18 protein-coding genes are annotated in these 17,831 nt (G+C 61.7%); 2 read left to right on the top strand and 16 right to left on the bottom strand.

The annotated features are described in order from the left end of the window. The first annotated feature begins 70 nt into the window (after positions 1-70). Positions 71-499, top strand: a complete 429-nt coding sequence (locus HX805_RS27685; protein ID WP_003219226.1) for a DUF4398 domain-containing protein — start codon at positions 71-73, stop codon at positions 497-499. A gap of 55 nt (positions 500-554) precedes the next feature. Then, positions 555-1,340 carry an OmpA family protein gene (locus HX805_RS27680; protein WP_003219227.1) on the top strand — a complete coding sequence of 262 codons (786 nt, stop codon included), beginning with the start codon at positions 555-557 and terminating at the stop codon, positions 1,338-1,340. A gap of 28 nt (positions 1,341-1,368) precedes the next feature. Here the strand turns inward: HX805_RS27680 and HX805_RS27675 are convergent, their stop codons facing one another. From HX805_RS27675 to HX805_RS27600, 16 genes are all read right to left on the bottom strand, one after another. Beyond that, positions 1,369-1,602: a hypothetical protein gene (locus HX805_RS27675; protein ID WP_177117490.1), complete on the bottom strand. Its 234-nt coding sequence runs from the start codon at positions 1,600-1,602 to the stop codon at positions 1,369-1,371. Positions 1,603-1,811: 209 nt separating this feature from the next. Beyond that, entirely contained in the window at positions 1,812-2,066 is a 255-nt protein-coding gene (locus HX805_RS27670; RefSeq protein ID WP_177117489.1) for a FlxA-like family protein, read from the bottom strand. 112 nt (positions 2,067-2,178) lie between these two features. After that, positions 2,179-2,505 (bottom strand): hypothetical protein, encoded by a 327-nt coding sequence (locus HX805_RS27665; protein WP_003219233.1) that lies wholly within the window; start codon positions 2,503-2,505, stop codon positions 2,179-2,181. Further along, positions 2,502-3,407, bottom strand: a complete 906-nt coding sequence (locus HX805_RS27660) for an alpha/beta hydrolase (RefSeq protein ID WP_023659124.1) — start codon at positions 3,405-3,407, stop codon at positions 2,502-2,504. Before HX805_RS27660 ends, HX805_RS27665 begins: the two co-directional genes overlap by 4 nt. Positions 3,408-3,580: 173 nt before the next feature. Next, on the bottom strand, positions 3,581-4,858 hold the full coding sequence (locus tag HX805_RS27655) for a flavohemoglobin expression-modulating QEGLA motif protein (RefSeq protein WP_003219237.1): 1,278 nt from the start codon (positions 4,856-4,858) through the stop codon (positions 3,581-3,583). A gap of 21 nt (positions 4,859-4,879) precedes the next feature. After that, a complete protein-coding gene (locus HX805_RS27650; protein WP_003219239.1) occupies positions 4,880-5,428 on the bottom strand; it encodes a hypothetical protein in 549 nt (182 codons plus the stop codon). A 16-nt stretch (positions 5,429-5,444) separates the two neighbouring features. Then, on the bottom strand, positions 5,445-6,161 hold the full coding sequence (locus tag HX805_RS27645) for a TetR/AcrR family transcriptional regulator (RefSeq protein WP_023659125.1): 717 nt from the start codon (positions 6,159-6,161) through the stop codon (positions 5,445-5,447). Positions 6,162-6,313: 152 nt separating this feature from the next. Continuing rightward, positions 6,314-7,816: a lysine--tRNA ligase gene (lysS, locus tag HX805_RS27640; protein WP_003219243.1), complete on the bottom strand. Its 1,503-nt coding sequence runs from the start codon at positions 7,814-7,816 to the stop codon at positions 6,314-6,316. A 78-nt stretch (positions 7,817-7,894) separates the two neighbouring features. Further along, positions 7,895-8,990, bottom strand: a protein-coding gene (prfB, locus tag HX805_RS27635) for a peptide chain release factor 2 (protein ID WP_096236834.1) whose coding sequence is annotated in 2 segments (ribosomal slippage) — positions 7,895-8,917 and positions 8,919-8,990 — 1,095 coding nt in all. Because the reading frame shifts where the segments join, the coding sequence is not laid out codon by codon here. Positions 8,991-9,237: 247 nt separating this feature from the next. Beyond that, complete coding sequence (locus HX805_RS27630; RefSeq protein ID WP_003219248.1) at positions 9,238-10,239, bottom strand: diguanylate cyclase; 1,002 nt, start codon at positions 10,237-10,239, stop codon at positions 9,238-9,240. Between the two features lie 51 nt (positions 10,240-10,290). Then, on the bottom strand, positions 10,291-11,301 hold the full coding sequence (locus HX805_RS27625) for a chemotaxis response regulator protein-glutamate methylesterase (protein ID WP_003219250.1): 1,011 nt from the start codon (positions 11,299-11,301) through the stop codon (positions 10,291-10,293). Then, positions 11,298-13,601 (bottom strand): hybrid sensor histidine kinase/response regulator, encoded by a 2,304-nt coding sequence (locus HX805_RS27620; protein WP_177117488.1) that lies wholly within the window; start codon positions 13,599-13,601, stop codon positions 11,298-11,300. Before HX805_RS27620 ends, HX805_RS27625 begins: the two co-directional genes overlap by 4 nt. Continuing rightward, positions 13,598-14,284: a chemotaxis protein CheW gene (locus HX805_RS27615; RefSeq protein ID WP_102368208.1), complete on the bottom strand. Its 687-nt coding sequence runs from the start codon at positions 14,282-14,284 to the stop codon at positions 13,598-13,600. The genes HX805_RS27620 and HX805_RS27615 overlap by 4 nt, the downstream gene beginning before the upstream one ends. Next, the gene (locus tag HX805_RS27610) at positions 14,281-15,543 is read right to left on the bottom strand and encodes a protein-glutamate O-methyltransferase CheR (protein ID WP_003219256.1); all 1,263 of its coding nucleotides are present in this window, start codon (positions 15,541-15,543) and stop codon (positions 14,281-14,283) included. Before HX805_RS27610 ends, HX805_RS27615 begins: the two co-directional genes overlap by 4 nt. Next, a complete protein-coding gene (locus HX805_RS27605; RefSeq protein ID WP_087695221.1) occupies positions 15,543-16,055 on the bottom strand; it encodes a chemotaxis protein CheW in 513 nt (170 codons plus the stop codon). Before HX805_RS27605 ends, HX805_RS27610 begins: the two co-directional genes overlap by 1 nt. Further along, positions 16,055-17,677 carry a methyl-accepting chemotaxis protein gene (locus HX805_RS27600; protein WP_003219261.1) on the bottom strand — a complete coding sequence of 541 codons (1,623 nt, stop codon included), beginning with the start codon at positions 17,675-17,677 and terminating at the stop codon, positions 16,055-16,057. Before HX805_RS27600 ends, HX805_RS27605 begins: the two co-directional genes overlap by 1 nt. Positions 17,678-17,831 lie beyond the last annotated feature (154 nt).

The raw sequence follows: 17,831 nt of genomic DNA, 5'->3' as shown, positions 1-17,831 counted from the left end.
TGAGCTAACCGCCGGGCCCCGCAGACACTGCAAGCCGGAGATGGATTTGATGTTTTTCAGGAGTTACCTAATGGAGTTGAAGACGATGAAGACCAGCACTGCCAAAACCTCGTTTAACCACCTGCGCGGGCTTAAATTGGCCGCGCTGGCAATCGGCACCAGCTTCGTACTGGCTGGCTGCGCCGGCAACCCGCCGACCGAGCAATACGCTGTGACCCAATCTGCGGTGAACAGCGCTGTCAGCGCCGGCGGTACCGAGTTCGCAGCCGTGGAGATGAAGTCTGCCCAGGACAAACTGAAGCAAGCTGAAATCGCCATGCACGACAAGAACTACGACGAAGCCCGTCGCCTGGCCGAACAGTCCGAGTGGGACGCTCGCGTAGCAGAGCGTAAAGCCCAGGCTGCCAAGGCCGAACAGGCTGTGAAGGATTCCCAGAAAGCTGTTCAGGAGCTGCGTCAGGAAGGCATGCGCCCGGCTGTGATCCAGCCGCAACAGTAAGCCGCCGCCCCTGATTGCATTGCACCCGAAACCGAATTGAAAGGACGACACGACTATGCGTAAACAATTGATGATCCCTGCCCTGCTGGCGATGAGCGTTGCTCTGGCGGCTTGCTCCACCCCGCCGAACCAGAACCTGGAAAATGCTCGGACCAACTTCTCGGCCCTGCAAGCCAACCCGCAAGCCACCAAGGTAGCGGCGCTGGAAACCAAAGACGCCAGCGACTGGCTGGACAAGGCTGACAAGGCCTACCGCGACAAGGAAGACCAGAAGAAGGTCGACCAACTGGCCTACCTGACCAACCAGCGCGTTGAAGTGGCCAAGGACACCATCGTCCTGCGTGAGTCCGAAGCCAAGCTGAAAAACGCCGGTGACGAACGTGCCCGCGCCCTGCTGCAGGCCCGTGACGCGCAGATCAAGCAACTGCAAGACAGCTTGAACGCCAAGCAGACTGATCGCGGCACGCTGGTGACCTTTGGTGACGTGCTGTTCGCCACCAACAAGTCGGACCTCAAGTCCAGCGGCCTGGTGAACATCACCAAGCTGGCGCAGTTCCTGCGCGATAACCCGGACCGTAAAGTGATCGTCGAAGGCTACACCGACAGCACCGGTTCCGACTCGTACAACCAGAGCCTGTCCGAGCGCCGCGCCGCTTCCGTACAGCGCGCACTGGCCAACCAGGGTGTGGATATCTCGCGCATCGTGACCCAGGGCTATGGCAAGGAATACCCGGTTGCCGATAACGGCAGCGTTTCGGGCCGCGCCATGAACCGCCGCGTTGAAGTGACCATCTCCAACGACAACCAGCCGGTCAAGCCACGTTCTTCGATGGCCAACTGATCGATTGATGCTGGAAAAAAAACCCACGTTACTGTGGGTTTTTTTTCGGGTCGTCGAACCGGACAGGTCGGTTGGGATCCTCGGCTGGTAGCTCTATCTTCCCGCCGTAGCCATGTTCCGACAGCTTGTCGAGCAAGTGCTTGAGCTTATGATCCTCGGCGTCGAGCATTTCCAGCTTCTCGTGCCCCTTGAGCATGTTCACCATGTTGCTTATTGCAGCAATATCTATCGCCACCTTCTCGCCCCGACTCGTGTAAATCACATCGCTTCTGTGGTGCGTTACGCAATACGGTTCCAGATATTTCCATCATCAACTACGACTGCACCGGAGGGCCCAGCCCGCACACCACGCCGCCCGCTCCGTCGCTGAATGATCGTTTGAGGCCGCATGAAAAATCCCGCCAAATGGCGGGATTCTTTTATTTGCAGGCCAGGAATCAAGAGGTCCCAGTGCGCTTCAAGAGCATCGGGTCAGTAGCTTACTGGCGCCGAGTCATCCTGCTCCGGAGCCGCCTGTCCTTTGAGTTGGGCCAGCTCCGCCTCGAGCCTCTTGAGCCTTTCCTCAAGGCTTTCTTCGCCCTGCGCGCCCTGTGCACCACCGCCTCCTTGGGCGATCTGGTTCTTCAACTTCTGAATCTCTTGTTCCAATTGCTGAAGTCGCGAATCACCTCCCCCCGCACCGGCAGTGAATGGGGAAGACGAGTTGTTTACGCGAGGAATGTCCATTCAAGTGACTCCAAATTAAGTATCCGAGATAACCGATCCAGCGCTGCTGGCCAGTACGGAATCTGTGGTAATCCACTTAAAATGGTTCCAGACCTTTCCCACTTGACTCGCGCTACTGTTCCAATTGCGGCGTTTCCTGCCCCATGCAACGCACTGCCTGCTTCTTGCTGTTGACCAGTACGCCGGTCAGCCCTTTCTGTTCGGTATCAAACAGCACCAGTACGCCATCAACGCATTGCGCCACCTGGGCGGCCGGGGTCAGGGAGATTTTGTAATCCTCGCCCGGCACGGTCTTGAGCATGGTGAAGTCGCTGAGCAGCAACGCATCCTCGGGCTTGGCGAAGTGCAAATAGCCGTAGTACCACAGGCAGCCAACGGTACCGATGATGGTGCCGATGCCGGTGAGGATCAGGGGGATCATGTTGCGTTCTTCGCTCATTGCGGGTTCTCTGCGTTGGAGTTCGGGGCCGCCGGGTAATTGGGGATTTCCCCCAGGCGGCGCAGCCCGTTGAAATGCTGGGGGTCGTCCAGGTAGCGCAGCATCACGGTTTGCCAGGTCTTGTCGGCAAAGGTTTGCACGTGGCCACCCCGGGTCAGTTGCAGCACCCGCGGTGGCGGCGCAGCCTGATACAGGCGAATGCCGTTGGAGAGCGGCACGATCGGGTCGTCCAGGCTATGGAACAACAATTTCGGCACGCCGGTCAGCCGGGGCATGGCGTTGATCGCACTGTCGCCGTCCGGCACCAGCCACGACAACGGCACCTGGAACGGCCATGTTAGCCAGGAGGTGCTGAGGGCGAATTGTCCTACGTCACGATAACTGGCCGGCACACCGTCCAGTACCAGCGCCTTGAGCTGCGGCTGACGTTCGGGATGTTCCGCCAGGTAGTGCACCACTAACGCGCCGCCCAGGCTTTGGCCGAGCACGATCAACGGCTGGCCCTGGGTTTCGGGGGCGCTGTCGATCCACTTGAAGGCAGCGTCGATGTCCTGGTAAACCGCCGGCAGCGAAGGTTCGCCTTCGGACAACCCGTAGCCGCGATAGTCCACCAACAGCACTTGATAGCCCTGCTCCGGCAGCCACCAGCTGCCGCCGAGGTGCCAGGCGAGATTGCCGCCGTTGCCGTGCAGGTGCAGCACCGTGCCCTTGAGCGGCACGCCAGCCTTGGCCGGCAGCCACCAGGCGTGGAGCTTCAGGCCATCGGCGGTGGTCAATGTGACGTCACGGTATTGCAGGCGAGCCTTTTCCGGGGTGAACGGCATGCCGCGCTCCGGATAGAACAATAAGGAGCTGCAGCCGTTAAGGGTCAGTAGCAGGCAAAGAATGCCGAGGATTCTCATCCGTTGAAGCCTCGTGAATGGGTTGGGAACGATCCTGAAGACCTATGGAGATCAAAGGTGGGAGCGGGCTTGCTCGCGAATGCGGTGATTCAGTAACCACATCTGTTGCTGATACACCGCATTCGCGAGCAAGCCCGCTCCCACATTTTGACTGAGTTCCTTCAGAGATATCGTTAAAGGATATTGGAGTAATCCGCCTCGATCCGGTCCAGGCTCAAATGGTTGAGGAAGTTGGAGAAACACATCCACGCCGCCAACGCATTCATGTCGCGGAACTGATCCGGCAGGTATTTGGGTGGCACCACCAGGCCTTCGTCCACCAGTTGGCGCAGGGTACGCATGTCTTCCAGGGTGGTCTTGCCGCAGAACAACAACGGCACTTGCTCCAGCTTGCCTTTGCGCACGGCCAACTGAATGTAGTTGTAAACCATGATAAAGCCCTTGAGGTAGGACAAATCCTTGGTAAACGGCAGACCCGTAGGCGTCGACCCACGGAAAACCCGGCTGGCGTTGCCGTAGCTTTCCGCCATCTCGAACCCCTGCTCGCGGAAGAATTCGAACACCTGCAGGAAGTCGGCTCCCTGCTCCACCATATGAATGGCGCGAGTGCGGTTGGTCAGCTTGCGCAGGCGGCTGGGGTAGGAGGCGAAGGTGATGATTTCCATCAGGATCGCCAGGCCTTCCTGGGTCACGGTCGACGAGGGCGGGCCCTTGGACAGGAAGGTGCAGATCGGCTGGTTTTGCCCATTGAGGGTGGTGCCCACGTGCACCAGGCCTTCATGGACCTCCAGGGCGCGCACGTCGCGGTCGTTGAACATCGCGTCGGCGCGGATCTTGATGTAGTCGGCACCTGCCGCCGCATCCGCCACGATACCGTCGGACTCAAACACCCGGATGGTTTCCTCGGCCTCGCCGAATACCTTGTTCAGGCGGCTCTGCAGCAGGTTGACGGCATCCTTGGCGGTCAGGGTCTTGGCTTCGTCCTTGAGGTCGCCACGGCCATCGATATTGTTCAGGTAGTCCGACATCATCAGGCCGAGGTCGGCCAGGGTCGGGTCACCGGCATGGAACGCATCGGAAGCGGCGCCATACAGCTCCTGGGAGATCAGGCCGAAATCCTCGGTGCCCCGCGCTTCGAGCATGCGCACCACCATGCGGTACTCCTTGCACATGCGCCGCATGATCTGCCCGACCGGGTTGAACTGGCCAAGCTGGCGGGTGATGTCGCGCTCGATGTTCTGGAACTCCAGCTTCACCGCGCTGGAATCGAACGACAGCGGCCGGGTCAGGTAGTAGTCGCGGTCCACCGCCGGCATTTCCTTGCCCTTGGCCTTGAGGAATCCCTGGCGAATATTCTCGTCCCACTTCACGGCGTCGAGGACGCGAATCGGTGTTTGCGCCAGCACAATGCGATCGGACAAGGCGCGTATCGTCTGCTGGTAATCGTCCACCCGGTACTTCCTCTTTAAACGTTATTTGCCTGCACGCTGGTAGCGCACGGCTTCGACGAACACATCGGCATTGGCCGGATCATCCAGGTACGCAAATACCCGGGCCATGGAACTGTCGATCAACACACCGGCACCCTCGACGGTTTCGACGGTGCTGCCACTCAGGACCTTCTGGCCGACCGCCTGGTGGACCTGATCCAGGTCGAGGTTGTAGACCACCAGCTCGTGCTCATCATTCAATTCGAACCCGGCGAGGATGTAATGCCCGCCGAACCTGGCCGGCAATGGCGCCGACAGATACCAGCGGCTGCCATGCCGGGAAACCGTGAACAGGTATTCATCCCGCTGGCCCGGCTTGGCCTTAGGGTAGCTCACGGCTTTGTAGCGGTGCTTACCGACGCGGCTGATTTGCAGGTTGAGCGGCTCACCCCAGGCATTTTTGCTGGCCCATTTGCCAAGCAGACCATCAGGCGCCGCCTCGCTGGCGGGCAACGGGTCCTTGAAGGTCACCAGGCAACCGCTGAGCAACAGGAACGACAAGGCGATCACGACGACGCGCCAGGCTTTCATTGGACAATCCCCTGTGTCAGACCGAAGCCAACACCAAATGCATGTAACGCTTGAGGATCTCAAGCATTTCTTCGCTGGTCAGAGGCTCTGCGCCGCCCAGCAGGCCCTGATATTCCATCCGACCGATAATCGCCGTCAACACTTTGGCATCCTGTTGCGGCTCGCGGGAACCCAATACCTGGAAAAACTGGCAAGTGCCCTGCAGCAGGATTTGCTGGTGGGAGCGCACCAGCTCGGCCAGGCGCGGGTTCAGCAGCGCTTCCTGGCGAAACGCCTGCTCGGCCATCAGGTGCTCACGGCGGTTGAGCAATTGGCGTTGCACGTAATCGGCGGTCAGGCGCGCGATGTCATCGGCCAGTTGCGAGCGCGACTGCGGGCTGCCGTCGCCATAAGCCACCATCTCGCGCAGCAGGCCTTCGTTACGCACCCACAACTTGCCCATGAACGCGGCGCTGCGCTCCACATATTGGGCGAAGGTGTCGGTGAGCAGATCGTCGATGTCCTTGAAGTAATAGGTGGTGGCCGACAACGGCACACCGGCTTCCGCCGCCACCGCACGGTGACGCACGGCACGCACGCCTTCGCGTACCACGATGCGCATCGCTGCATCGAGAATGTCCTGCCTGCGCTGCTCACTGCCCCGGCGACTGGCCTTGCGGCCCTGGTACTGAACACTTTCAGCCACGGCAGCGGCAATGCCGGCGGCACCCTTTTGAGCCATTACGCGGTTCACGACGGATCTTCCTCCACAGTGTGACGCGGAGCGTCACGGGCTGCGTTCCCACGCGGAGCGTGGGAACGATCACCTGGCGCTGTTTACTTGACGCTTATAAACGCCACATAAAAAAGCCGCCTTATAAAAGGCGGCTTCGGATTTCGCTACGGTTACGCTTGTGGCCGCATGTGCGGGAACAAGATCACGTCACGGATCGACGGCGAGTTGGTCAACAACATCACCAACCGGTCGATGCCGATACCTTCACCGGCGGTAGGCGGCATGCCGTATTCCAGGGCGCGTACGAAGTCGGCGTCGTAGTGCATCGCCTCGTCGTCGCCAGCGTCCTTGTCGGCCACCTGGGCCATGAAGCGCTCGGCCTGGTCTTCGGCATCGTTCAGCTCGGAGTAGGCGTTGGCGATTTCACGGCCGCCGATGAACAGCTCGAAACGGTCGGTGACGTTCGGGTTGTCATCGTTGCGACGGGCCAGCGGCGACACTTCGAACGGGTACTGGGTAATGAAATGCGGCTGCTCCAGCTTGTGCTCCACCAGCTCTTCGAAAATCATCACCTGCAATTTGCCCAGGCCTTCGAAGCCCAGCACCTTGGCGCCGGCTTTCTTGGCGATGGCGCGGGCCTTGTCGATGTCGTTCAGGTCATCGGCGGTCAGCTCAGGGTTGTACTTGAGGATCGAATCGAACACCGACAGGCGCACGAACGGCTCGCCGAAGTGGAACACCTTGTCGCCGTATGGCACGTCGGTGGTGCCCAGGACCAGTTGCGCCAGTTCGCGGAACAGTTCCTCGGTCAGGTCCATGTTGTCTTCGTAGTCGGCGTAGGCCTGGTAGAACTCCAACATGGTGAATTCAGGGTTGTGACGAGTCGAAACGCCTTCGTTACGGAAGTTGCGGTTGATCTCGAACACTTTTTCGAAGCCGCCAACAACAAGCCGCTTGAGGTACAGCTCAGGCGCAATACGCAGGAACATTTCCATGTCCAGCGCGTTGTGGTGGGTTTCGAATGGCTTGGCTGCGGCACCACCCGGGATGGTTTGCAGCATCGGCGTTTCAACTTCGAGGAAGTCGCGCTTCATCAGGAAGCTGCGGATGTGCGCAATAACCTGCGAACGCACGCGGAAGGTCTGGCGCACTTCTTCGTTGACGATCAGGTCAACGTAGCGCTGGCGATAGCGCTGCTCGGTGTCGGTCAGGCCGTGGTGCTTGTCCGGCAGCGGGCGCAGGGATTTGGTCAGCAGGCGCACGCTGGTCATTTCAACGTACAGGTCACCCTTGCCGGAACGGGCCAGGGTGCCTTCGGCGGCAATGATGTCGCCCATGTCCCAGGTTTTCACCGAGGCCAGGGTTTCTTCGGACAGGGTTTTACGGTTGACGTAGACCTGGATGCGACCGGTCATGTCCTGGATCACCATGAACGAGCCACGGTTGAGCATGATGCGACCGGCAACCTTGACCGGAATTGCAGCCTCTGCCAGCTCTTCCTTGGTCTTGTCCGCGTACTGTTTCTGCAAGGCATCGCAGTAGTTTTCGCGGCGGAAGTCGTTCGGGAAGGCATTGCCCTTGGCGCGCTCGGCAGCAAGCTTTTCCTTGCGCAGGGCGATCAGGGAGTTTTCTTCCTGTTGCAGGGCTTGCGGGTCGAGTTGTTGGTCGCTCATGTCTTTAAATTTTCCATCAGGTTCGTTGTCCCCGGCCTGCGGCCGGGGATCGCCGGCAAGCCGGCTCCTACAAAGGAGTTACAGGCCAGATTTCAGGCTGGCTTCCAGGTATTCGTCGATATCACCGTCGAGCACCTTGTCGCAGTCGCTGCGTTCGATGTTGGTACGCAGATCCTTGATCCGCGACGCGTCGAGCACATACGAGCGGATCTGGTGACCCCAGCCGATATCCGACTTGGTGTCTTCCAGCGCCTGGGACGCGGCGTTGCGTTTCTGCATTTCCTGCTCGTACAACTTGGCCCGCAGCATTTTCATGGCGGTGTCCTTGTTCGCGTGCTGGGAACGTTCGTTCTGGCAGCTCACCACGGTATTGGTCGGTACGTGGGTAATACGTACGGCCGAGTCGGTGGTGTTTACGTGCTGGCCACCGGCACCGGAGGAGCGGTAGGTGTCGATCCGCAGGTCTGCCGGGTTGATCTCGATTTCCACCTTGTCGTCGATCTCTGGCGAGACGAAAACGGCGGAGAACGACGTGTGGCGACGGTTGCCGGAGTCGAACGGGCTCTTGCGCACCAGGCGGTGTACGCCGATCTCGGTCCGCAGCCAGCCAAAGGCGTATTCGCCCTTGATGTGCACGGTCGCGCCCTTGATGCCGGCGACTTCACCGGCCGACAGTTCCATGATGGTCGCGTCGAAACCGCGTTTGTCGGCCCAGCGCAGGTACATGCGCAACAGGATGTTGGCCCAGTCCTGGGCTTCGGTGCCGCCGGAACCGGCCTGGATGTCCAGGTAGGCGTTGTTCGGGTCCATTTCATGGCTGAACATGCGGCGGAATTCGAGTTTGGCGAGGTTTTCCTCGAGACGGGCCAGCTCGGCGACGACATCGCCCACTGCGCCTTCGTCGTTTTCTTCGACGGCCATGTCCAGCAGGTCGCGGCAATCGCCCAGACCGGTGTTCAATTCGTCGAGGGTGTCGACGATCTGCGCCAGCGCAGCGCGCTCGCGGCCCAGTTCCTGGGCATATTCAGGTTTGTTCCAGACAGCCGGATCTTCAAGCTCGCGATTGACTTCGGTCAGACGCTCATGCTTTTGATCGTAGTCAAAGATACCCCCGAATAGTTTCGGAGCGCTCGGACAGGTCCTTGATGGTGTTAAGGATCGGGTTGATTTCCATGGCGGGCAGCACTCGTTGGCGAACTTTTGAAAGCCGACGAGTATAACGACAAACGGCTGATAACGGCAGTCCGCTTGGCCGAAAAGGCGGGGATATGCACCATCCAGACAGCGATGAAGATCAAATGTGGGAGCGGGCTTGCTCGCGAATGCGGTGGTTCAGTCGCCAGATGCATTGACTGACACACCGCATTCGCGAGCAAGCCCGCTCCCACATTAGGTCTGCGACATCCCGCAGACCGTATTCCCTACTCGATCCCCACCTGATTGCGCCCATTGTGCTTGGCCAGGTACAGGCCCTTGTCCGCCGCCGAGATCAATTGCCGGCAATCGGTGCCCTGCACCGGGGTCATGGTCGCCAAGCCAATACTGATGGTCAGGCTCGCCCCTTCTGCCGGGGCAATGTGCGGGATTTTCAGGCTCGCCACCGCCTGGCGCAGCTTCTCGGCCACCAGCCGTGCCCCACCCGGCGAGGTATTGGGCAGCACCAGGGCAAACTCTTCACCGCCATAACGCGCCGGCAAATCCGAAGGACGGCTGCTGGCATCACGAATGGTCGCCGCCACCTTGCGTAACGCCTCGTCGCCTTCCAGGTGGCCGAAACTGTCGTTGTAGGTCTTGAAGAAGTCCACGTCGATCATCAGCAGCGACAGTTGGGTCTGGTCACGCATGGCGCGGCGCCATTCCAGTTCCAGGTATTCGTCGAAATGCCGGCGATTGGACAGCCCGGTCAGGCCGTCGGAGTTCATCAGCCGTTGCAGCACCAGGTTGGTGTCCAGCAACTGCTGTTGGCTGACCCGCAGCGCCCGGTAGGCCGCGTCCCGTTGCAACAGGGTCATGTAGGAGCGCGAGTGATAGCGGATGCGCGCCACCAGTTCGATGTTATCCGGCAGCTTGACCAGGTAGTCGTTGGCCCCGGCAGCAAACGCCGCGCTCTTGATCAGCGGGTCTTCCTTGGTGGAAAGCACGATGATCGGGATGTTCTGCGTCGCCGGGTGATTGCGGTATTCGCGCACCAGGGTCAGGCCATCGAGACCCGGCATCACCAGGTCCTGCAGGATCACCGTCGGCTTGATACGGATCGCCTGGGCAATGGCCTGGTGCGGGTCGGCGCAAAAGTGGAAGTCGATATTGTCTTCATGGGCCAGGCCCCGGCGTACGGCCTCGCCGATCATCGCCTGGTCGTCGACGAGCAGCACCATGGCGGCGTTTTCGTCGGTCTTGAAGTCGTCGAGCTGCAAATCATTCATTTACGGTCACCTGAATTACTACCTGCAGGCCAGGACAGCGTGTGATATCGGTCATTTTGCGAATACCTCCAGCAATCGTGGCGCAATTCTGTCCAATGGGCGAATTTCAACAGCCGCGTCAATCGCCGCTGCCGCTTTGGGCATGCCGTAAACAGCACAGCTTTGCTGGTCCTGCGCGATGGTCAGGTAGCCTTGCTGACGCATCAACTTAAGTCCCTGGGCGCCATCACGCCCCATCCCCGTCAGCAGCACGCCAACGGCATCGCCATTCCAGTAGCTGGCGACGCTCTCGAAAAACACGTCGATGGACGGCCGGTAAATCTCGTTCACAGGCTCTGCGGTGTAGGCCAGCGTGCCGTTCTTCAGCAGACGAATGTGATGATTGGTGCCCGCCAGCAACACGACACCGCTTTGGGGCGGCTCGCCTTCCCGGGCCAGGCGCACCGGCAGGCCCGAGGCACTGCTCAGCCATTCGGCCATGCCGGCGGCGAACACCTGGTCCACATGCTGCACCAGCACAATGGCCGGCGAGAAGTCCCGGGGCAAGCCCTTGAGCAGGGATTCCAGGGCAGCCGGGCCGCCTGCGGACGAACCGATGGCCACCAGGCTCTGGCGTTTGCCCGTGGCCCGCTGGGGCGCAGGCTCGGCCCGCACGCGGCTGCCACGCTGGCCAATCAGCCAGCCGATATTGAGGATCTTGCGCAACAGCGGTGCCGCGGCGTCCTTCGGATTGCCCACGCCCAGTGCAGGGGTGTCAACCACGTCTAGGGCGCCATGGCCCATGGCTTCGAATACACGGCTGACGTTGGCCTGGCGGTCGACGGTGACAATCAGGATCGCACAGGGCGTCTCGGCCATGATCTGCCGGGTGGCCTCCACACCGTCCATCACCGGCATGATCAGGTCCATCAGAATCAGGTCGGGCGTGAACTCGGCGCAACGCTGCACTGCTTCCAGGCCGTTGCCCGCAACCCACACCACTTCGTGGGCCGGCTCAAGGCTCAACGCCCGGCGCAAGGCCTCCACGGCCATGGGCATGTCATTGACGATCGCAATCCTCATGCCCGTGCTCCTCCAATCAGCTCCACCACCGCGTCCAACAGCGCGTCGTCATGGAAGCTGGCCTTGGCTAGATAATAGTCGGCGCCGGCGTCCAGTCCACGGCGACGGTCTTCTTCCCGATCCTTGTAGGAAACAACCATCACCGGCAGGGATTGCAGGCGAGTATCACGGCGCAAGAGTGTGACCAATTCAATACCGTCCATGCGAGGCATATCAATGTCCGTGATCAGCAGGTCGAAGTCTTCGGAGCGCAGCGCGTTCCAGCCATCCATGCCATCGACTGCCACGGCCACTTCATAACCGCGATTAAGTAACAATTTGCGTTGCAGCTCGCGCACGGTCAGCGAGTCATCCACCACCAGAATACGCTTGCGCGGTGCTTCGAGGGTTTGCTGGGTGCGTCGGGCGATGCGCTCCAGACGACCGGTATTCAGCAGTTTGTCCACCGATCGCAGCATGTCTTCGACGTCGACGATCAGCACCACCGAACCGTCATCGAGCAACGCTCCGGCGGAGATGTCCTGGACCTTGCCCAACCGGTCGTCCAGGGGCAATACCACCAGCGTGCGCTCGCCGATAAAACGCTCCACGGCAATCCCGTAGACCGCATCGCGCTCGCGGATCACCACGACCTTCAGGGTTTCCTGACTGCCCTGCCCCGGCGGGCGCTGCAGCAACTGGCTGGCGGCGACCAGGCCGACATGCCGGCCTTCGTGCCAGAAATGCTGGCGGCCTTCCAGTTGCACGATGTCGTCGGGCGCAAGATCGCACATGCGCTCGATGTGGGCCAGCGGGAAGGCGTAGGCCTCCTCGCCAACTTCCACCACCAGGCTGCGCACTACCGACAGGGTCAACGGCACTTCCAGGTGGAAGCGACTGCCCTGCCCCGCCGCCTGCTCCAGCACCACCGCGCCGCGCAACTGGCGCACCATATGCTGCACCGCATCCAGGCCGACCCCGCGCCCCGAGACCTCGGTGACCTTGTCCCGCAGGCTGAACCCCGGCAGGAACAGGAACGTGAGCAGTTCCTCTTCGCTCAGGCGCAGGGCGGTTTCCGCCGGCGACAAATGCCGGTCGACGATGGTGCCGCGCAGGCGCTCCAGGTCGACCCCGTTACCGTCGTCGCTCAACTCCAGCACCAGCAAGCCGGCCTGGTGAGACGCCCGCAGGCGGATCAGGCCTTCAGCCGGTTTGCCGGCCAGCAGGCGTTGCTCGGGCATTTCAATGCCGTGGTCCACAGCATTGCGCAGTAAATGGGTCAGCGGCGCTTCGAGTTTTTCCAGCACATCGCGGTCGACCTGGGTTTTCTCGCCTTCGATTTCCAGGCGTACCTGTTTACCAAGGCTGCGGCCCAGGTCACGCACCATGCGCACCTGCCCGGCCAGCACGTCGGCAAACGGCCGCATGCGGCACGCCAGCGCCGTGTCGTACAAGACTTGGGCGCGTTGCCCGGCCTGCCAGCCGAACTCGTCGATTTCGGCGGTTTTTTCCGCGAGCAGCGCCTGGGCTTCGCTCAACAGGCGGCGGGTATCAGCCAGCGCTTCCTGGGCTTCCAGGCTCAGGTCGACGGTCTTGAGGTGGCCGTCGAGGTTTTCCAGGGCGCGGGCGCTGTTGCTCTGGATGCGCTTGAGGCGTTGCAAGCTGGCGAGGTAAGGCTTGAGCCGCTGGGTTTCCACCAGGGACTTGCTGGACAGGTCCAACAGGCTGTTCAAGCGTTCGGCGGTCACCCGCAACACCCGCTCGCCGCCTTCGGTCATGCGCTTATTTTGGCGTGGCAGTTCGGCACTGACCGGCGGCGCGGGCTCGGGCTCCGGCGGCAGGGTCAGCAGCGCTTCCATCGACAATTCAGGTTCTGGCGCGGGTGTGGGCGGCGGCGCAGGCTTTGGCGCAGCGGGCGGCGCGACTTTCTGCGACGGATCGAGCAACCGCTCCATCAATGCCACATAGGACTCGATGTCCGCCGGGCCCACGGTGTTGCCCGGCGTGGCAATGCGCATCAGCAAATCGGTGCCTTGCAGCAGTGCGTCGATATGTTCCGGCAGCAGGTACAAGCGGCTTTCCTGGGCGCTGACCAGGCAATCCTCCATCACGTGGGCCACGCTGACCCCCGCGTCCACCCCGACAATCCGCGCCGCGCCCTTCAGGGAATGGGCGGCACGCATGCAGGCTTCGAGCTGGTCGGCCTGGGTCGGGTTGCGCTCCAGGGCCAGCAGGCCGGCGCTGAGCACCTGGGTCTGGGCGTCGGCTTCCAGGCTGAACAGCTCCAGCAGCGAGGCATCGCGCATCTGGTCGGGGGTCATGTGAGGCTCCGGGTCACGGCAGACAACAATTGCGCCTCGTCCAGCCAGCGCAGGCTGCGGCCTTTCCACTGCAACACCCCTTGGGTGTAGCGGGCGCTGGCCTGGGTGCCCGACGCAGATGCCGCATTCAAGGTCCGTTCATCAATGGCATGGATACCGTCCACTTCGTCCACCGGCACCACCACGGGGCCGTCCTGCGCCGCGATGATCAGCATGCGCGGCATGATTCGTGCGCCACTGGGGCCGCTGCCGGTGCTGTCCAGCCCCAGCAATTCCACCAGTGACAGGCACGCCACCAGTGCGCCACGCACATTGGCCACGCCCAGCAAGGCGCGGGAACGCTGATGGGGCAAGGAATGGATCGGCTGCAACGGTGCCACTTCCACCAGGCAGCGAGTGGCGATGCCCAGCCATTCTTCGCCGAGGCGGAACATCAGCAGCGAACGGGTGAGGACGTCACCCTCGACTTCCGGCGTCGCGACGGGGCGGTGATCGTCCTGCTGCAAGGCATAACGGTCGAGCAGGCGCGTGGCGGCGGCGGAATACACCGAGCAATTGCGACAGTGAATGTGCTCGGCCAGCAGCGGGCAGGACTTGTCACCGTGGATGCCGATGCGGTTCCAGCAGTCATCGATGGCCTGGGTATCGGCCAGGGTCAGGTTCAGCTCGGGATCCAGGGTCATGATTTACGCTCACTGTCAGCTCGCTCGCTGCGCGCGGCACGAGCCTGCAAACGCCGGGCGCCGGCGACATCGCCCTGGGACTCGAGCAACGCGGCCAGGTGCATCAAGGCCTGCGGGTGCTGGGGTTCCAGGTACAAGGCTTTTCTGTAATAACCCTGGGCTTCCAGGGCGCTGCCGGCCACATCGCTGAGCAGGCCCAGCCAATAAAACACCTGGGCCGCCGGCGGATGGCTCTGCAAATAACGCTCGCAGGCAGCACGGGCTTCCAGGCTCTTGCCTTCATTGGCCAGGGTCGCAATCTGACTGAGCAGATCGGCGGCGTCCGACTGCGGCGGCGGCGGCTTGATCGGTACCACTTGGGCACTGACGGTGCTGAACGGCCGGGGCCTGGTCGGGATAGGCGCGGCACTGCGCTGAGGAATCGGCGCGGGCATCGGCACAAATACCGGTTCAGGCGCGGGCTCCGCATGCCGGCTGAAGGCAAACGACTGCGGCACGCCAATCGAACGCATGCCCAGGCGCCCCAGCAGGCTGCCTTCGGCAGGCCCGATAAACAGCACGCCGTCGACGTGGGTCAGGCCCTTGAGCACTTCAAACACCTGCTTCTGGGTCGGCTGGTCGAAGTAGATCAGCAGGTTGCGGCAGAACACAAAATCGTAGGTGGGCTCGTTGGCCAGCAGCGTGGGGTCCAGCAGGTTGCCCACCTGCAGGCGCACTTGTTCGCGTACCCGGTCGGCAATCCGGTAGCCGTCGGTTTGCTCGGTGAAGTGGCGATCGCGGAACTCGAGGTCCTGGCCGCGAAACGAATTCTTGCCGTACACCCCACGGCGGGCGCGCTCCACCGACAGCGGGCTGACGTCCATGCCCTGCACCTTGAACTGATGCGGTGCCAGCCCGGCGTCGAGCAAGGCCATGGCAATCGAATAGGGTTCTTCGCCGGTGGAACACGGCAGGCTGAGGATCCGCAGGGCGCGCATCTGCTTGATTTCGGCCAGGCGGGCGACCGCCAGCCGGCCCAGGGTGGCGAAGGATTCGGGGTAACGGAAAAACCAGGTTTCGGGGACGATCACCGCTTCGATCAGCGCTTGCTGTTCGTCGGTGGAGGCCTGCAATTGCTGCCAGTATTGATCGGCGGTCTGCGCGCTGAGCACCATGCTGCGCTGGCGTACGGCACGCTCGATGATCGCTTCGCCCACCGAGGCAACGTCCAGGCCAATGCGCTCCTTAAGGAAGTCGAAGAAGCGTTGATCACTGCTCATCAACCCTCCTCGCCCGCGGCAAACAGCAGCGCCTGCACGTCAGCCGTCAGCAGGTCCGCCACGCCGATCCACTGCATCAAGCCACGCTCGTCTTCGCGCACCGGGCCCAGGTAACGTGCCTGGCGGTTGTCCAGGCCGTAGGGCTGGAACTCCGCCGGGTCACAGCGCAGGGTATCGGTGGCCTGTTCGAGGATCAGCCCCAGCCAGCGTGTCGGAGTGAGTGCATCCGGCTGATAATTGACCAACACCAGGCGCGTGCTGGTGCGGGCCTGGGCCGGCGTGCCGAAGGTCAAGGCACTGAGATCGATCACCGGCACCATTGCCCCGCGATGGGCAAAGATCCCGGCGACCCACGCAGGCGCATGGGCAATGGGCTTGAGCGGCAGGCGCGGCAGCACCTCGGCCACTTCCGTGGCCTTGAGGGCATACCGTTCATTACCGATGTGAAACACCAGGAACAGTGCTTTCTTCACTGCCGCAACGGCACCGCGTTTAGCCGCGAGGTCGTTCATCAGACTTTAAAACGCGACACGCCGCTGCGCAGGCCGACGGCGACCTGGCTCAGCTCGTCGATGGCAAAGCTGGCCTGACGCAGGGACTCCACGGTCTGGCTGCTGGCATCGCCCAACTGCACCAGCGCATGGTTGATCTGCTCGGCGCCGGTGGCCTGGGCCTGCATGCCTTCGTTGACCATCAACACCCGTGGCGCCAGGGCCTGCACCTGATGGATGATCTGCGACAACTGCTCGCCCACCTGCTGCACCTCGAACATGCCACGGCGCACTTCTTCAGAGAACTTGTCCATGCCCATCACCCCGGCCGACACCGCCGACTGGATCTCGCGCACCATCTGCTCGATGTCGTAGGTGGCCACGGCGGTCTGGTCGGCCAGGCGCCGCACTTCGGTGGCTACCACGGCAAACCCGCGACCGTACTCACCGGCCTTCTCGGCCTCGATGGCAGCGTTGAGGGACAACAGGTTGGTCTGGTCGGCGACCTTGACGATGGTCACCACCACCTGGTTGATGTTGCCGGCCTTCTCATTGAGGATCGCCAGCTTGGCGTTTACCAGGTCAGCTGCGCCCATCACCGAGTGCATGGTTTCTTCCATGCGCGCCAGGCCTTGCTGGCCGGAGCCGGCGGCCACCGAGGCCTGGTCGGCGGCGGTGGAGACTTCGGTCATGGTACGGACCAAGTCCTTGGAAGTAGCAGCGATCTCCCGCGAAGTAGCGCCGATCTCGGTGGTCGTCGCGGCGGTTTCAGTGGCCGTGGCCTGTTGTTGCTTGGAAGTCGCGGCAATCTCGGTGACCGAGGTAGTGACCTGTACCGAAGAGCGCTGTGCCTGGGACACCAGGGCGGTGAGCTCGGTCATCATGTCGTTGAAGCCGGTCTCTACTGCGCCGAATTCGTCCTTGCGTTCGAGGTTCAGGCGTTTGCTCAAGTCGCCGGTGCGCATGGTTTCGAGGATGTCGACGATGCGTTTCATCGGCGCCATGATCGCGCGCATCAGCAGCAGGCCGCAGAGGCCAGCGGCGAGGATCGCGAGGATCAGCGAGACGCCCATGCTGATTTTTGCAGCGGACACGGCGTCGTCGATAGCGTTGGTGGCGCGGTCCGCGACGTTTTTGTTTTCGGTGATGATGTCGTTGAGCTTCATGCGGCCTGCGGTCCAGGTCGGGGTCAGCTCTTCGTCGAACACTTTGCGGGCGGCGGCGACGTCATTGCGTTGCAGGTTTTCAGTGACTGCGGCCAAAGCCTTGTTGTAGGCCTGGTGCAGGGCTTCGAACTTATCGAACTCGGCCTGATCCTCAGCGCCGTTGATAGTTGCCTTGTAATTGGCCATTTGCGTGATGATGCGCGCTTCGAAGGACTTGTAGTCGGCCTTGTCGGCTTCGGTGAGTGTCTTGTCTTTGCGCAGGCCGATGATGTCGAGGGTGTCGAGGTAGCTGTCGACCCATGCGCTGCGGATCATGGAGCTTAGGTAGACCCCGGGGACTGCGTCATCGCGGACTGACTCTTCGCCGGCCTCGATCTTCAACAGGCGTGAATACGAGACCACTACCATCAGCAGCATGATCGCGATGATGACCGCAAAGCTCGCCAAAATCCGTTGGCGCAAGGTCCAGTTCTTCACAGTAATTCCTCAAGGGCCATTCAAATGGAGAGGAGTATAGCTGAGCGGATGCCATCATTAATCAACGGCTTGTGGGATCTGGGTCACGCTCGGGGGAGGAAAGTTTTCTTGGGGGGGCATATCCGTTGCTGCGGTAACGGCTGCTATTGGTTCC

The sequence above is a fragment of the Pseudomonas sp. G5001 genome, assembly GCF_013385475.1.
Taxonomy (GTDB): domain Bacteria; phylum Pseudomonadota; class Gammaproteobacteria; order Pseudomonadales; family Pseudomonadaceae; genus Aquipseudomonas.
The sequence above is the reverse complement of the archived record's forward strand: the minus strand, read 5'-3'. Positions and strand labels throughout refer to the sequence as shown.

Excerpts from the sequence above, each read along its gene's own strand:
- HX805_RS27685 (WP_003219226.1), top strand. The coding sequence starts at position 71 with ATGGAGTTGAAGACGATGAAGACCAGCACTGCCAAAACCTCGTTTAAC.
- HX805_RS27680 (WP_003219227.1), top strand. The coding sequence starts at position 555 with ATGCGTAAACAATTGATGATCCCTGCCCTGCTGGCGATGAGCGTTGCT.
- HX805_RS27670 (WP_177117489.1), bottom strand. The coding sequence starts at position 2,066 with ATGGACATTCCTCGCGTAAACAACTCGTCTTCCCCATTCACTGCCGGT.
- HX805_RS27665 (WP_003219233.1), bottom strand. The coding sequence starts at position 2,505 with ATGAGCGAAGAACGCAACATGATCCCCCTGATCCTCACCGGCATCGGC.
- HX805_RS27660 (WP_023659124.1), bottom strand. The coding sequence starts at position 3,407 with ATGAGAATCCTCGGCATTCTTTGCCTGCTACTGACCCTTAACGGCTGC.
- HX805_RS27650 (WP_003219239.1), bottom strand. The coding sequence starts at position 5,428 with ATGAAAGCCTGGCGCGTCGTCGTGATCGCCTTGTCGTTCCTGTTGCTC.
- lysS (WP_003219243.1), bottom strand. The coding sequence starts at position 7,816 with ATGAGCGACCAACAACTCGACCCGCAAGCCCTGCAACAGGAAGAAAAC.
- HX805_RS27630 (WP_003219248.1), bottom strand. The coding sequence starts at position 10,239 with ATGAATGATTTGCAGCTCGACGACTTCAAGACCGACGAAAACGCCGCC.
- HX805_RS27625 (WP_003219250.1), bottom strand. The coding sequence starts at position 11,301 with ATGAGGATTGCGATCGTCAATGACATGCCCATGGCCGTGGAGGCCTTG.
- HX805_RS27620 (WP_177117488.1), bottom strand. The coding sequence starts at position 13,601 with ATGACCCCCGACCAGATGCGCGATGCCTCGCTGCTGGAGCTGTTCAGC.
- HX805_RS27615 (WP_102368208.1), bottom strand. The coding sequence starts at position 14,284 with ATGACCCTGGATCCCGAGCTGAACCTGACCCTGGCCGATACCCAGGCC.
- HX805_RS27610 (WP_003219256.1), bottom strand. The coding sequence starts at position 15,543 with ATGAGCAGTGATCAACGCTTCTTCGACTTCCTTAAGGAGCGCATTGGC.
- HX805_RS27605 (WP_087695221.1), bottom strand. The coding sequence starts at position 16,055 with ATGAACGACCTCGCGGCTAAACGCGGTGCCGTTGCGGCAGTGAAGAAA.